Origin of the sequence: Enterobacter sp. JBIWA008, from assembly GCF_019968765.1 — a bacterium.
Classification (GTDB): domain Bacteria; phylum Pseudomonadota; class Gammaproteobacteria; order Enterobacterales; family Enterobacteriaceae; genus Enterobacter.
The window spans coordinates 890,791-904,739 of sequence record NZ_CP074149.1 but is presented as its reverse complement, the minus strand read 5'-3'; the positions used below and the strand labels follow the sequence as shown (position 1 = coordinate 904,739).

10 protein-coding genes are annotated in these 13,949 nt (G+C 54.1%); all 10 read right to left on the bottom strand.

All coding sequences use genetic code 11. The features are described 5' to 3' along the window. Positions 1–54: 54 nt before the first annotated feature. The 10 genes from KGP24_RS04265 to bamA all read right to left on the bottom strand — a co-directional run bounded on the left by KGP24_RS04265 (position 55) and on the right by bamA (position 13,935). Positions 55–2,187: a lysine decarboxylase LdcC gene (locus KGP24_RS04265; RefSeq protein WP_223562475.1), complete on the bottom strand. Its 2,133-nt coding sequence runs from the start codon at positions 2,185–2,187 to the stop codon at positions 55–57. Between the two features lie 100 nt (positions 2,188–2,287). Next, positions 2,288–3,247, bottom strand: coding sequence for an acetyl-CoA carboxylase carboxyl transferase subunit alpha (accA, locus tag KGP24_RS04260; protein WP_023310466.1), 960 nt, complete (start codon positions 3,245–3,247; stop codon positions 2,288–2,290). 12 nt (positions 3,248–3,259) lie between these two features. After that, on the bottom strand, positions 3,260–6,742 hold the full coding sequence (dnaE, locus tag KGP24_RS04255) for a DNA polymerase III subunit alpha (RefSeq protein WP_223562474.1): 3,483 nt from the start codon (positions 6,740–6,742) through the stop codon (positions 3,260–3,262). 38 nt (positions 6,743–6,780) lie between these two features. Beyond that, entirely contained in the window at positions 6,781–7,377 is a 597-nt protein-coding gene (gene rnhB, locus KGP24_RS04250) for a ribonuclease HII (RefSeq protein WP_024907528.1), read from the bottom strand. Further along, entirely contained in the window at positions 7,374–8,522 is a 1,149-nt protein-coding gene (lpxB, locus tag KGP24_RS04245; protein WP_223562473.1) for a lipid-A-disaccharide synthase, read from the bottom strand. Before lpxB ends, rnhB begins: the two co-directional genes overlap by 4 nt. Then, a complete protein-coding gene (gene lpxA / locus KGP24_RS04240; RefSeq protein WP_023310462.1) occupies positions 8,522–9,310 on the bottom strand; it encodes an acyl-ACP--UDP-N-acetylglucosamine O-acyltransferase in 789 nt (262 codons plus the stop codon). The genes lpxB and lpxA overlap by 1 nt, the downstream gene beginning before the upstream one ends. A gap of 3 nt (positions 9,311–9,313) precedes the next feature. Then, on the bottom strand, positions 9,314–9,769 hold the full coding sequence (gene fabZ, locus KGP24_RS04235; protein ID WP_010426706.1) for a 3-hydroxyacyl-ACP dehydratase FabZ: 456 nt from the start codon (positions 9,767–9,769) through the stop codon (positions 9,314–9,316). A gap of 102 nt (positions 9,770–9,871) precedes the next feature. Continuing rightward, the gene (gene lpxD / locus KGP24_RS04230) at positions 9,872–10,897 is read right to left on the bottom strand and encodes a UDP-3-O-(3-hydroxymyristoyl)glucosamine N-acyltransferase (RefSeq protein WP_223562472.1); all 1,026 of its coding nucleotides are present in this window, start codon (positions 10,895–10,897) and stop codon (positions 9,872–9,874) included. A 3-nt stretch (positions 10,898–10,900) separates the two neighbouring features. Continuing rightward, positions 10,901–11,395: a molecular chaperone Skp gene (gene skp / locus KGP24_RS04225; RefSeq protein ID WP_032644135.1), complete on the bottom strand. Its 495-nt coding sequence runs from the start codon at positions 11,393–11,395 to the stop codon at positions 10,901–10,903. Between the two features lie 122 nt (positions 11,396–11,517). Next, complete coding sequence (gene bamA, locus KGP24_RS04220) at positions 11,518–13,935, bottom strand: outer membrane protein assembly factor BamA (RefSeq protein ID WP_223562471.1); 2,418 nt, start codon at positions 13,933–13,935, stop codon at positions 11,518–11,520. Positions 13,936–13,949 lie beyond the last annotated feature (14 nt).

Genomic DNA, 13,949 nt, shown 5'->3' with positions numbered 1-13,949 from the left:
TTTATGATGCCTGAACGTTACAACCGAGAACCCGCGCCTGGCAAGCGGTCACCTTTATTTTAGGACTCGCACCCAGTAAACGCCGTTCTCGTCGCGCTTCGCACCGTGGATATCCGTCTCAAAACCGGGATAGTGACGTCCTACCGAACAGAGCATCAGCAGGAAATCGAGCACGGCCCGACTCTCTTCGGTAATCATCTCTCCCGGCATCAGGAGCGGTACGCCCGGTGGGTAAGGCAGGATCATGTTAGCCGATACGCGCCCGACAAGGTTTTCCAGCTCGACGGTTTCGACCTCCCCTTTCACCTGTCGCTGCCACGCCTTGTGCGGGGTAAACTTCATCTCCGGTAATACATCGAACGCCTGAAGCATCAGACGCGGCAGATCGTGCTGACGGATCAGCCTGTGGATCCCCTGGGCCAGATCCTGAATGCGCATATTTCGATAGAAGTCAGGATCCTCCGCGTAGAGATCCGGCAGCATATTCTTCACCCGCAGGTTGAGATCGTAGGCGCGCTTAAACTCCATCAGGCCGCGCAACAACCCCATCGCCCGGGTTTTATCAATACCAATACTGAACAGGAAAAGCAGGTTATAGGGACCGGTTTTCTCCACCACCACGCCACGTTCATCAAGGAATTTCGCGACCAGCGCGGCCGGAATACCTTCATCGCTCATCTTGCCCTGCTCATTCATGCCCGGAGTCAGGATCGTCACTTTTACCGGGTCGAGGAACATATGGTCGCTATCAGCATCCCGGAAGCCATGCCAGTCTTCGCCGGGCGAGACGGGCCAGCATTCTGCTTCATCAATCTCTTCCGGCTGCCAGATATCAAAGAACCAGCCGTCGGCTTCATCTTTCAGCCGCTGAACCTCTTTGCGGAAGTGCAGAGCGCGCTCTACCGAACGATTGATGAGACGTTTGCCCGGATTGCCGCGCAGCATCGCCGCGGCCGTTTCAATGGAGGCCACCAGCGGATAGCTTGGCGATGTGGTGGTGTGCATCATAAAGGCTTCGTTAAAGGTCTCTTCGTCGTATTCACCTTTGATGTGAATAAGCGAAGCCTGGGAAAACGCCGCCAGCATTTTGTGCGTCGACTGCGTTTCGAAGAATACTTTACCCGGCACGCGTTCACCGCTCATCCCGCTTTTACCTGCGTAAATCGGGTGGAAATTAGTGTATGGCACCCATGCGGAATCGAAGTGGATCGACGGCACGTCCAGCGTCTCTTTGATCCAGTTCGTGTTGTACAGCAGACCGTCATAGGTAGAGTTGGTGATCACCGCATGAACAGGCCAGCTTGCGCCAGAGACTGCCGCGACCTTACTTTCAATGGATTCATGGGTAAACTCCCGGCGCGGAATACCGCCAAGAATACCGAGCGCGTTACGCGTGGGCGACAGCCAGAGCGGTACGACGTCGCTCATCATCAGCAGGTGTGCCAGCGATTTATGGCAGTTACGGTCAATCAGCAAGGTACTGCCGGCAGGCGCAGCGTACATCCCGACGATTTTGTTCGAGGTCGAGGTACCGTTGGTCACCATATAGCTCTGCTCAGCACCAAAGGTACGGGCAATATACTCTTCGGCTTCCAGATGCGGGCCGGTATGGTCGAGAAGAGAGCCTAGCTCAGTGACCGATATTGATACGTCCGCTTTCAGCGTGTTGCCACCGAAAAAATCATAGAACAGGCAGCCCACCGGGCTTTTTTGATAAGCCGTTCCCGCCATATGACCAGGAGTACAGAAGGTGTATTTGCCTTCCTTTACGTAGGTGAAGAGCGCGCGGGTAAACGGCGGCGTAATGTTATCGAGATACTCGCCGGTGTATTGCTGAATGCGGCTCGCAATATCTTCCGCCACGCCGAGCGAATATTCAAAGAACCACAGCGCCATACGCATATCATTGGCGCTGACGTCCATGGTGGAGTGGGTATTAATAAACGCGTACAGAGGGAGGTATTCGTTCAGCTTGTTGATATCGCTGCACAGTTCGAGATCGTATTCGTCCCAGTCGAAGATCACGCCGCAGATACGCGGGTTATGCTCGATGAACTTCAGCAGGTCGGCGCTGTTGTGCGGCCAGATTAGCTGATACCCGCGCGACTGCAAAGCTTGCTCGAGCTCCTTAATCGGCTCATCTTTATAAAAGACGCCGTGCGGCCCCATAATGGCAATGATATTCATGGGCTTCCTCCTTAAAAAACATTAGCTAAGCATAGTCCGGCTAAACCGCAGGTATAAAAAAAGCCGCAACAGTGTGCGGCTTTTCAGATAATTGTGAAGCTTACGCGTAACCGTAGGTCATCAGACGCTGGTAGCGGCGGTTGAGCAGATCGTCTTTACTCAGCACGTCCAGATCCGCCAGGTCAGCCAGCAGCTGTGCTTTAAGGGATGCCGCCATCACTTCCGGCTTACGATGCGCACCACCCAGCGGTTCCGGGATGATGGAATCGATCAGCTTAAGCTCTTTCAGGCGTGGCGCAATGATGCCCATTGCTTCGGCAGCCAGCGGCGCTTTGTCGGCGCTTTTCCACAGAATGGACGCGCAGCCTTCCGGGGAGATAACGGAATAGGTGCTGTACTGCAGCATATTCACTTTATCACCCACGCCAATCGCCAGCGCACCGCCGGAACCACCCTCGCCGATAACGGTACAGATGACCGGCACCTTCAGACGAGACATCTCGCGCAGGTTGCGCGCGATGGCTTCAGACTGACCGCGCTCTTCCGCGCCCACGCCAGGGTATGCACCCGGGGTGTCGATGAAGGTGATGATTGGCATGTTGAAACGCTCAGCCATCTCCATCAGACGCAGGGCTTTACGGTAGCCTTCTGGTGCTGGCATACCAAAGTTACGACGGATTTTCTCTTTGGTTTCACGACCTTTCTGATGACCAATGATCATCACCGGGCGTCCGTCCAGACGCGCGATACCGCCAACGATAGCTTTATCGTCAGCGTATGCGCGATCGCCTGCCAGTTCGTCAAATTCGTCAAACGCCAAGCGGACATAATCCAGGGTGTACGGACGCTGTGGATGGCGAGCCAGCTGGGCCACCTGCCATGCGCCGAGATCGGCAAAGATTTTGCGCGTCAGTTCTACGCTTTTCTCGCGCAGACGATGCACTTCTTCGTCGATGTTAATATCCAGTTTTTCATCCTGACGGCTTACCGCTGTCAGAGAATCGATTTTCGCTTCCAGCTCAGCAATCGGCTGTTCGAAATCAAGGAAATTCAGACTCATAGTATTCCTGTATTAGTCAAACTCCAGTTCCACCTGCTCCGAACCAATGAGGCCACGGAGATCGTTCAACAAACGATCGCTCGGAGAGACACGCCACGTTGCACCAAAGCGCAACCGCGCACGTGCATCCGCCCTCTGATAGTAGAGATGTACTGGAATTGTCCCCGAGCGGTGGGGTTCCAGAGACTGACGGAGTCGGTTTAAAAGCTGGTCATCAATTTGCCTGTCCGTCAGCGAGATAGCAAGCCCGCGAGCATATTTTTCCCGGGCTTCGTCAATGTCCATCACTTCGCGGGCGGTCATTTTAAGCCCCCCGCTGAAGTCATCAAAGCTGACCTGTCCGCTGACGATAAGTATGCGGTCTTTTTCCAGCAATTGCTGGTATTTATCCAGCGCGTCGGTGAACAACATCACCTCCAGACGCCCGGAACGGTCATCCAACGTACAGATACCGATACGATTGCCGCGCTTGGTGACCATAACCCTTGCAGCAATCACGAGCCCCGCAGCCGTGGTGATTTTACCACGTTCTGTCGGATGCATGTCTTTAAGCCTGTGGCCGCCGACATAGCGCTCAATTTCTTTGATGTACTGGTTGATCGGGTGTCCCGTCAGGTACAAGCCTAACGTCTCACGCTCCCCATCCAGTACCACCTGTTCTGGCCACGGCTGGCAGTTGGAATAAGACTGCTCGATCTGCTCTGGCTCTTCCGCCAGCACCCCGAACATATCCGCCTGACCAATGGCTTCCGCTTTTGCGTGCTGATCCGCCGCTTTCAGGGCATCGCCCAGCGAGTTCATCAGCGCGGCGCGGTGTGGCCCCAGCCTGTCAAACGCGCCTGACATGATCAGTTTTTCCAGCACGCGACGGTTGAGCTTTTTGGTGTCGGTACGGGCGCAAAGATCGAACAGCTCGCGGAAATACCCGCCGTTGTTACGCGCCTCGATGATCGCCTCGATCGGCCCCTCGCCCACGCCCTTGATCGCGCCGATCCCGTAAACGATCTCCCCGTCGTCATTGACGTGGAAATGGTAAAGACCCGAGTTGATGTCCGGCGGCAGGATCTTAAGCCCCATGCGCCAGCACTCGTCCACCAGGCCCACCACCTTCTCGGTGTTGTCCATATCGGCCGTCATTACTGCCGCCATAAATTCAGCAGGATAGTGCGCTTTGAGCCACAGCGTTTGATACGACACCAAAGCATAGGCGGCGGAGTGGGATTTGTTAAATCCGTACCCGGCAAATTTCTCCACCAGGTCGAAGATTTTCATCGCCAGCTCGCCGTCAACGCCGTTTTTCTTCGCCCCGTCTTCAAAGATGGAGCGCTGCTTGGCCATCTCTTCTGGCTTTTTCTTACCCATCGCACGACGCAGCATGTCCGCGCCGCCGAGGGTATAGCCGGAAAGCACCTGGGCAATCTGCATGACCTGTTCCTGATACAGGATAATGCCGTAGGTTGGCTCCAGTACCGGCTTCAGGCTTTCATGCTGCCACTGAACGTCCGGGTAAGAAATCTCTTCTCGCCCGTGCTTACGGTCAATAAAGTTATCTACCATCCCTGACTGCAGCGGGCCCGGACGGAACAGGGCCACCAGCGCGATCATATCTTCGAAGCAGTCGGGCTGCAGACGTTTAATCAGATCTTTCATGCCTCGGGATTCAAGCTGGAAAACCGCGGTGGTCTCCGAGCGCTGCAGCATGTCGAAACTTTTCTTGTCATCCAGCGGGATGGCGGCAATGTCTATCGGCTCAAGGCCCTGCTTCTCCCGGCGCGGGTTGATCATCTTCAGCGCCCAGTCGATGATCGTCAACGTACGCAGGCCAAGGAAGTCAAACTTCACCAGCCCGGCGTATTCTACGTCGTTCTTATCAAACTGGGTTACCGGATGCTGGCCCGCTTCATCGCAGTAGAGCGGTGCAAAATCGGTAATTTTTGTTGGGGCGATAACCACCCCACCCGCATGCTTACCGGCGTTTCGCGTGACGCCCTCCAGCTTGCGCGCCATGTCGATCAGCGCTTTGACTTCTTCGTCCGCTTCGTAGATTTCCGGCAGTTGTGGCTCGGCTTCAAACGCTTTTGCCAGCGTCATGCCCGGATCGGGCGGCACCAGTTTAGAGATGCGATCGACGAAACCATACGGATGGCCCAGCACGCGGCCCACGTCACGGATAACCGCTTTCGCCGCCATCGTACCGAACGTAATGATCTGCGATACCGCATCACGGCCGTACATATCGGCGACGTGCTCGATCACCTGGTCGCGTTTCTCCATGCAAAAGTCGACGTCAAAGTCGGGCATGGAAACACGTTCCGGGTTGAGGAAACGTTCGAACAGCAGGTCGAATTCCAGCGGATCGAGGTCGGTAATTTTCAGCGCATAGGCCACCAGCGAACCCGCACCGGAGCCACGCCCCGGCCCAACCGGCACCCCGTTATCCTTCGACCACTGGATGAACTCCATAACGATCAGGAAGTAGCCCGGGAAGCCCATCTGGTTAATCACCTGGAGCTCAATATCCAGACGCTCGTCATACTCCGGACGACGCTTTTTACGCTCTTCTTCATCCGGGAACAGGAATTCGAGACGCTCTTCCAGACCTTCTTTCGATTTCTTGACCAGAAAATCTTCCGTGGTCATGTCGCCCGTCGGGAACTGCGGCAGGAAGTACTCGCCAAGGCGGACGGTAACGTTACAGCGCTTTGCAATTTCTACGCTGTTTTCCAGCGCTTCCGGGATATCGGAGAATATCTCGCACATCTCCTCTTCGCTGCGCATGTACTGCTGCGATGAGTAGTTACGCGGTCTTTTAGGATCGTCCAGCGTGAAGCCATCGTGGATCGCCACGCGGATTTCGTGAGCGTCAAAATCTCCCGGCTCAAGGAACCGCACATCGTTGGTAGCCACCACGGGCAACCCGCGTTCTTCTGCGAGTGCAACCGCCGCATGCAGATAGTTCTCTTCGTCCTGGCGACCGGTGCGGATCAACTCCAGATAATAACGATCCGGGAAATACTCTTCATAGAACGAGACGCATTGATCCACCAGCGCGCTATTGCCGCGCAGCAGGGATTTGCCGACATCGCCCATGCGGCCGCCGGAGATTAGCAGCAGCCCTTCGTTCAGTTCAGCCAGCCAGTTCCTGTCGATCCACGGGCCCAGCGCGCCGTAACCACGCTGGTAGGCTTTTGAGATAAGCAGAGTGAGATTTTGATAGCCCGTATTGTTCATCGCCAGCACGGAGATTTGCGTCAGTTCCTCGCCAATGAGATCGCTCTGCACATGAAAATCCGCCCCGACAATAGGCTTCATCCCCGCGCCATGCGCCGTTCCGTAGAACTTCACCAGGCCACACAGGTTGGTAAAATCGGTTATCGCCAGCGCAGGCATGCCAAGGGAGGCCGCCTTTTTTACCAGCGGCCCGGTCTTCGCCAGCCCATCGATCATGGAATAGTCGCTATGCACCCGCAGGTGTACGAAACGTGGTTCAGCCATCTTCAGATTCCGCGTTACTTAATTGCTTGCGTATTGATTCAGGACACCCGTCCCAGCGCGCGTTTCACCGGGCCAAAACTGCGCCGGTGGTGTTCGGTTGCGCCATGTTCAGCCAGTCTTTCCAGATGGAAAGGAGTGGGATACCCCTTATGCTGGGCGAAACCATACTGAGGGTAAGTGAGATCCAGCGCGGCCATTTCGGCGTCGCGCGTCACTTTGGCAATAATAGAAGCTGCGCTAATTTCTGCGACCCGGCTATCGCCTTTGACGACCGCCATTGAGGGCATGGGCAATGCCGGACAGCGGTTGCCGTCAATCAGTACATATTCCGGGGAAATTTTCAGCCCCGCTACCGCACGCTGCATCGCCAGCATCGTGGCATGCAAAATATTCAGTTCGTCTATTTCATGCGGTTCAGCGCGCCCCAGGCTCCAGGCCAGCGCCTTCTCCTGAATCTCACTAAATAGCGCCAGCCGGCGCTTTTCTGACAATTTTTTAGAGTCGTTCAGCCCGATAATCGGGCGAGCCGGATCGAGGATCACTGCGGCAGTCACCACAGCCCCGACTAACGGGCCACGCCCCACTTCGTCCACGCCCGCCACAAGGCGAGTGTGAGGATAAACAAATTCCATCATTTTGCTAACTCCAGCACCGCATCAGCCGCTTGCTCATCGGCATTACAGCGGATCTGCTGATGCAGTTCGCGGAACGTATCATGCATCTGGTGGCTGGTCTTACCGTTGGCGAGCAGCGGTAACAAAGCATCGGCCAACGCCTGTGGCTGACACTCATCCTGTAGCAGCTCTTTCACCAGTTCGCGCCCGGCAAGAAGGTTTGGCAGGGAGACATAATCCGTTTTCACCAGACGCTTTGCCAGCCAGAAAGTGAATGGTTTCATGCGATAACCAACCACCATCGGGCATTTCGCCAGCATACATTCCAGCGCCGCCGTGCCGGAGGCCAGCAGCGCGGCATCGCTCGCATACATCGCTTCCCGCCCTTTCCCGTCCAAAAGACGGACGTGAAGATCCGGGGCGACTTCCGCTTTGATGCGCTCAAACTGCTCGCGGCGTTTGGTATTCACCAGCGGAACAACCACTTCAAGATCGGGATAGGTCTGGCGAAGAATTTGCGCCGTTTTGAGGAAATCGGCGCTCAGCATCTCAACTTCTGCGCCACGGCTGCCCGGCAGCAGTGCCAGACAGTGCACATCATGCGGGATGCCCAGCGCGTCGCGCGCCGCGTTTTTATCCGGATCCAATGGCATCGCATCCGCCATGGTATGACCGATAAAACGGCACGGAACATTAAATCTATCGTAAAACGCTTTTTCGAAAGGCAGGAAAGCCAGAACCAGATTGGTGGACCGTCCGATTTTGAAAACGCGTTTCTGTCGCCACGCCCAGACGGACGGACTGACGTAGTGAATCGTTTTGATACCCTGCTTTTTCAGATTCCCTTCGAGGGTAATGTTGAAATCAGGCGCATCGATACCGACAAACACATCGGGTTTGAGTTCGGTAAAGCGGCGGGTGAGATTGGCGCGGATGTGCAGCAAGCGTCGCAGACGCCCCAGCACCTCAACGATGCCCATCACGGCGAGCTCTTCCATTTCATACCAGGCTTCACAGCCTTCGGCCTGCATTAGCGGACCAGCAACGCCGACAAAGCGAGCATTGGGTACACGCGCCTTAAGCGCGCGGATGAGACCGGCACCAAGAATATCGCCGGAGGTTTCTCCGGCGACCAGGGCTATCGTAAGCGGACGACTGTCGACCATTAACGAATCAGACCCCTTGTTGAACGGTCAAAGAACTCCATGAACGCGTTCACTTCCGGGTGCTTATTCGCCAGCTCGGCAATTTCCGGCTTCGCCTCTTCCAGCGTTTTACCGCTACGGTACAGCAGTTTGTACGCGTTGCGGATGGCAGTAATCGCTTCGCGGCTAAAACCACGACGCTTGAGGCCTTCGATGTTCACACCAAACGGCGTGGCATGGTTGCCCTGCGCAATCACATACGGTGGGACGTCCTGCGCCACACCGGAGCATCCGCCAACCATCACGTGCGCACCAATGATGCAGAACTGATGGACTGCGGTCATGCCGCCAATAATTGCGAAGTCATCAACCGATACGTGTCCTGCCAGCGTAGCGTTGTTGGCAAGAATACAGCGGTCACCCACGGTACAGTCGTGCGCGATATGCGCATTAACCATAAACAGGTTATCGCTGCCCACCTTCGTCAATCCACCACCCTGTACTGTTCCACGATGAATGGTGACGCTTTCGCGAATACGGTTACGATCGCCAATTTCCAGACGGGTCGACTCACCAGCATATTTCAGATCCTGGTTAACTTCGCCGATGGAAGCGAACTGATAGATCTCGTTATTGCAGCCAATGGTCGTGTGACCATTCACGACAACGTGAGATTTCAGTACTGTACCCTCACCAATTTCGACATGGGGTCCAACAATACAAAACGGGCCAATGTGGACGTTAGCGCCAATGATGGCACCGGTTTCCACAATAGCGGTAGGATGAATAAAGGCGGATTTATCAATCACGTATCAGGACTCCCGGCTACGAGCACACATCATCGTCGCTTCGCAAACAACTTTGCCGTCAACCAGCGCTACGCCTTTGAAGCGAGTCAGGCCACGACGCGTTTTTTCAAAAGTGACTTCCATGATCATCTGATCACCAGGCACGACAGGGCGCTTAAAGCGCGCTTCATCAATACCCGCGAAGTAATACAGCTCACCTGGCTCCAGTTTGCCAACGCTTTTAAACGCCAGAATACCGGTAGCCTGAGCCATCGCTTCCAAAATCAACACACCCGGGAAGATAGGCTTACCAGGGAAGTGCCCTTGGAAGAACGGCTCGTTCACGGAAACATTTTTCACTGCGCGCAGAAAACGACCTTCTTCAAAATCCAGCACACGGTCTACCAGCAAAAACGGGTAACGGTGCGGCAGAAGTTCTAAAATCTCTTCAATATGCAGAGTATGAGTGTCAGTAGTCAAAATACTCTTCCTGTCAAAATGTACTGATAACAATAATAACACGGCCTGCCGGTTTATTAGAAAGCCGACAGGCCGGGAAAAATAGCGTTAAACGGATGACGCTTAATCTTGTTGATCGATCTTACGCTCAAGAGACTTGAGGCGCTTGCTCATATCATCAATGTTCATCACCAGAGCTGCTGTTTTACGCCATACCTTGTTGGGTTGTAGCGGAATGCCTGAGGAATAGACGCCAGGTTCAGTGATAGGACGCATTACCATGCCCATTCCCGTCACGGTGACCTTGTCGCATATTTCCATATGGCCATTAATCACGCTCGCGCCGCCAATCATGCAATAACGGCCAATTTTCAGGCTGCCAGCCATGATGACGCCACCCGCAACCGCGGTATTGTCGCCAATCACAACGTTATGCGCAATCTGGCACTGGTTATCGATGATAACACCATTGCCAATGATCGTGTCGTCAAGCGCGCCACGGTCAATGGTTGTACAGGCGCCGATCTCCACGCGATCGCCAATAATAACGCGACCAAGCTGCGGGATCTTAACCCAGTTACCGCGATCGTTAGCGTAACCAAAGCCATCAGAACCAATCACGGTACTGGACTGGACAAGGCAATTTTCGCCAATTTCAACATCATGATAAACGGACACATTGGCCCATAAACGGGTCCCGGCGCCGATTTTCGTATTTTTCCCAACGAAGCAGCCCGGGCCAATGACGACGTTATCGCCCAGCACAACGCCGGATTCGATAACCGCATTCGCGCCAACGGCGATGTTGTTACCAAGCCTGGCCGTCGCGTCAATCGCTGCACTGGCAGCAATATTCTGGGCCGGCTGCGGCGTAGTATCAAGAATTTGAGCCATGCGTGCATACGTCAGGTAGGGGTTTTTCACTACCAGCGCGCTTACAGTGGCAAATGGAAGATCGTCCTGCGTCAGAACAACAGCTGACGCCTGGCATTGAGCCAGTTGCTCACGGTACTTAGGGCTTACCATGAAGGTAATCGTGCCAGCTTTAGCAGATTGCATGGACGCAACAGCGGTGATGACGATATCGCCATCACCGTGTAATTCTGCATCCAACTGCTGAGCTAAATCAGCCAGTCGAATTGAAGGCATTACTTATTTAACCTGTTTCAGAACATCAGCAGTGATGTCTTTAACATCTTTGCTGTTATAAGCAACGGCGTTCGCATCTACAACCAGATCGATACTCTGATCGGCAGCCACTGCTTTAACAGCAGTCTGAATGCGAGTTACCAGCTTGCCGCGTTCTTCGTTAGAACGACGCTGACGATCCTGCTCGAAAGCCTGCGCTTTCTGGGAGAACGTCTGGCGCTGAGCCATTACGTCTTTTTCCAGCTTGCTACGGTCGCTTGCTTTCATGGTAGAACCATCACGCTGCAGACGCTGCATTTTGGACTGAAGATCGTTTTCCATACCCTGCAGTTCGCTTGCACGGCCTTTGAATTCGTTTTCCAGAGTCGCAGAAACACCTGTTTTCTGTGCAACCTGCTGGAACAAATTACCCATGTTGACGATTGCAATTTTGTCTGCTGCCTGAGCAGAAGTTGCCATCGCTAAACCGAGACCTGCAGCTAATAACCACTTTTTCACAATTAACTCCTTACCATCCCATTGGCACCAGAAGGTACCGTTCTTTGCGTGGCAAGGCGACCGTGTTACCGATCGCCAGTTGTCAGCGCTACACTGCCAACGCATTCCTTTGCAGCGGATTATTACCAGGTTTTACCAATGTTAAACTGGAATTGCTCCGCTTTGTCTCCATCGTATTTCTTAAACGGCTGGGCGTAAGAGAAGACCAACGGCCCCAGCGGTGACATCCATTGTAATGCGATACCGGCAGACATGCGAATATTGCTCGGATCGCTGTAGTCTGGAACGCCCTCTGCGCGCATCTGGGCAGTATTCTGCCAGTTGGTATCCCACACGGTACCCGCATCCCAGAAGAAGGACGTACGGACCGAGTTCGCGTATTTATCACTGATAAACGGCGTTGGCGTGATGAACTCCAGGCTGGCAACGGCCATGGCGTTACCGCCCACCGCGTCATCAGAGCTACAGACTTCGGAAGAGGAAGACTTATTACAGTTATCTTTGTCGTTCCCGCCGTAGTAAACCGCTTTCGGACCAATGTTGTTGGACTGGAAACCACGAACGGTGCTGGAGCCACCCGCATAGAAGTTTTCATAGAACGGCAGTTCTTTGCTACCCAGACCATCGCCATAGCCCCAACGGGTACGACCCAGAACCACCCACTTATGATCGTCATCGATCGGGAAGTAGGACGCGGTATCCAGCGTGACCTTATAGAACTCGTTATCGGAACCCGGCACGGTAACTTTACCGTTCAGGTTGACGCGAGAACCTTCAGTTGGGAAGTAACCACGGTCGAGACGGTTATAGGTCCAGCCGTAGTTAAAGGTGAAGTCATCCGCCGCGAAGCCATTGTCATTACCATTTTTACTGGTTGACTGGCCGATAGAGTCCAGATAACGCCACATCGCCACCTGCGGTTGCATGTTGGACAGGTCGTTATGCACGTAACCTAAGCCCGCACGCAGGGTGTTGTATTCGTTAACCGGGAAGCCAAGCGTACCGTCTACACCGTAACTCTTGTTGGTGTAAGAAGACAGGTCCGCGTCGTCTGCTTTAAAGTCGTTATAGAAGATACGACCGCCCAGGCTTACACCGTCTACGGTGAAGTATGGGTTAGTCACAGAGAACTCAGAGTAGGTCTGGTAGTCGTTTTTGGTGCCGTTAATACCGACAGAGTAACCCGTACCCAGCCAGTTATCCTGCTGCACGCCGACCTGGAAGCTGACGCCGCTTTCAGTACCGTAGCCTACACCGAAGTTGAAGCTGCCGGTGTTACGCTCTTTCACTTTATAAACGACATCAACCTGATCCGGACTGCCCGGGACGCGCTGGGTATCAGTATCCACCGTTTCAAAATAGCCCAGACGGTTCAGACGCTCTTTACCCTGATCAACGAGGTCGCTTCCTAACCATGCGCCTTCCATCTGACGCATTTCGCGACGCAGAACGGAATCTTTGGAGGTGTCGTTACCGACGAAGCGGATCTTACGCACGTAGAAACGGTTGCCCGCATCCACATTCACGTGCAGCTTAACGGTTTTATCCGCGTCATTGATTTCCGGCTGAGTCTGTACGCGCGGATAGGCATAACCATAGCGGCCGAGCAGCTTCTTAATGCTGTCTTCCATTTTGGTTACTTTGGAACCGCTGTACAGATCGCCCGGCTGAATTTTGGTCAGCGATTCGATTTCAGCAGAATGCCCCGCAAGGTTACCACTCACTTCAACACCAGAAAGCTTGTACTGCTCGCCTTCGGTGATGTTAACCGTAATGTAGATGCCTTTCTTGTCCGGAGTCAGACTGACCTGAGTCGAGTCGATGTTGAAACGCGCATAGCCACGATCGAGATAGTAGCTGCGCAGGGTTTCAAGGTCGCCCGCCAGTTTTTGTTTCTGGTATTTGCGATCGCCTACCACGTTCCACCATGGCACTTCATCGCGCAGCTGGAAGGTGGAGATCAGTTCGTCGGTGCTGAACGCGTGGTTGCCGACAATGTTGATCTGCTGGATCTTCGCAGAAACACCTTCCTGGAAGACCAGCTTCAGGTCAACACGGTTACGCGGCAGCGGAGTGACAACCGCTTTCACGCTGGCGCTGTATTTACCGACGCTGTAGTAGAAGTCTTCCAGACCTTTTTCAATGTCTGAAAGGGTTGTGCGGTCCAGGGACTCACCCACACGAACACCGGATGCTTCAAGGTTCTGCTTGAGCATGTCATCTTTCACCGACTTGTTACCGGAGAAAGTGATACTGGCGATCGTCGGACGTTCTTTTACCTGTACCAGCAGCGTATCACCATCGCGCAGGACGCGGACGTCCTCAAAGTTGCCGGTGGCAAACAGAGCACGGATGGTGTTACTGATATCATCATCATTAACCGTATCGCCGGGGCGTACAGGCATACTGAGGAGGGCCGCACCAACGGCGACACGCTGGAGGCCTTCGAAATGAATGTCTTTCACTACGAACCCGTCAGCACCGTATACGGTGGCGCTGCTAAACAGCAGCGACGCTATGAGCAACTTTTTCATCGCCATCGTTATTATGCGTT

Bases quoted from the DNA above. Each gene is read 5' to 3' on its own strand.
- KGP24_RS04265 (WP_223562475.1), bottom strand. From the start codon at position 2,187: ATGAATATCATTGCCATTATGGGGCCGCACGGCGTCTTTTATAAAGAT.
- accA (WP_023310466.1), bottom strand. From the start codon at position 3,247: ATGAGTCTGAATTTCCTTGATTTCGAACAGCCGATTGCTGAGCTGGAA.
- dnaE (WP_223562474.1), bottom strand. From the start codon at position 6,742: ATGGCTGAACCACGTTTCGTACACCTGCGGGTGCATAGCGACTATTCC.
- rnhB (WP_024907528.1), bottom strand. From the start codon at position 7,377: ATGATGGAATTTGTTTATCCTCACACTCGCCTTGTGGCGGGCGTGGAC.
- lpxB (WP_223562473.1), bottom strand. From the start codon at position 8,522: ATGGTCGACAGTCGTCCGCTTACGATAGCCCTGGTCGCCGGAGAAACC.
- lpxD (WP_223562472.1), bottom strand. From the start codon at position 10,897: ATGCCTTCAATTCGACTGGCTGATTTAGCTCAGCAGTTGGATGCAGAA.
- bamA (WP_223562471.1), bottom strand. From the start codon at position 13,935: ATGGCGATGAAAAAGTTGCTCATAGCGTCGCTGCTGTTTAGCAGCGCC.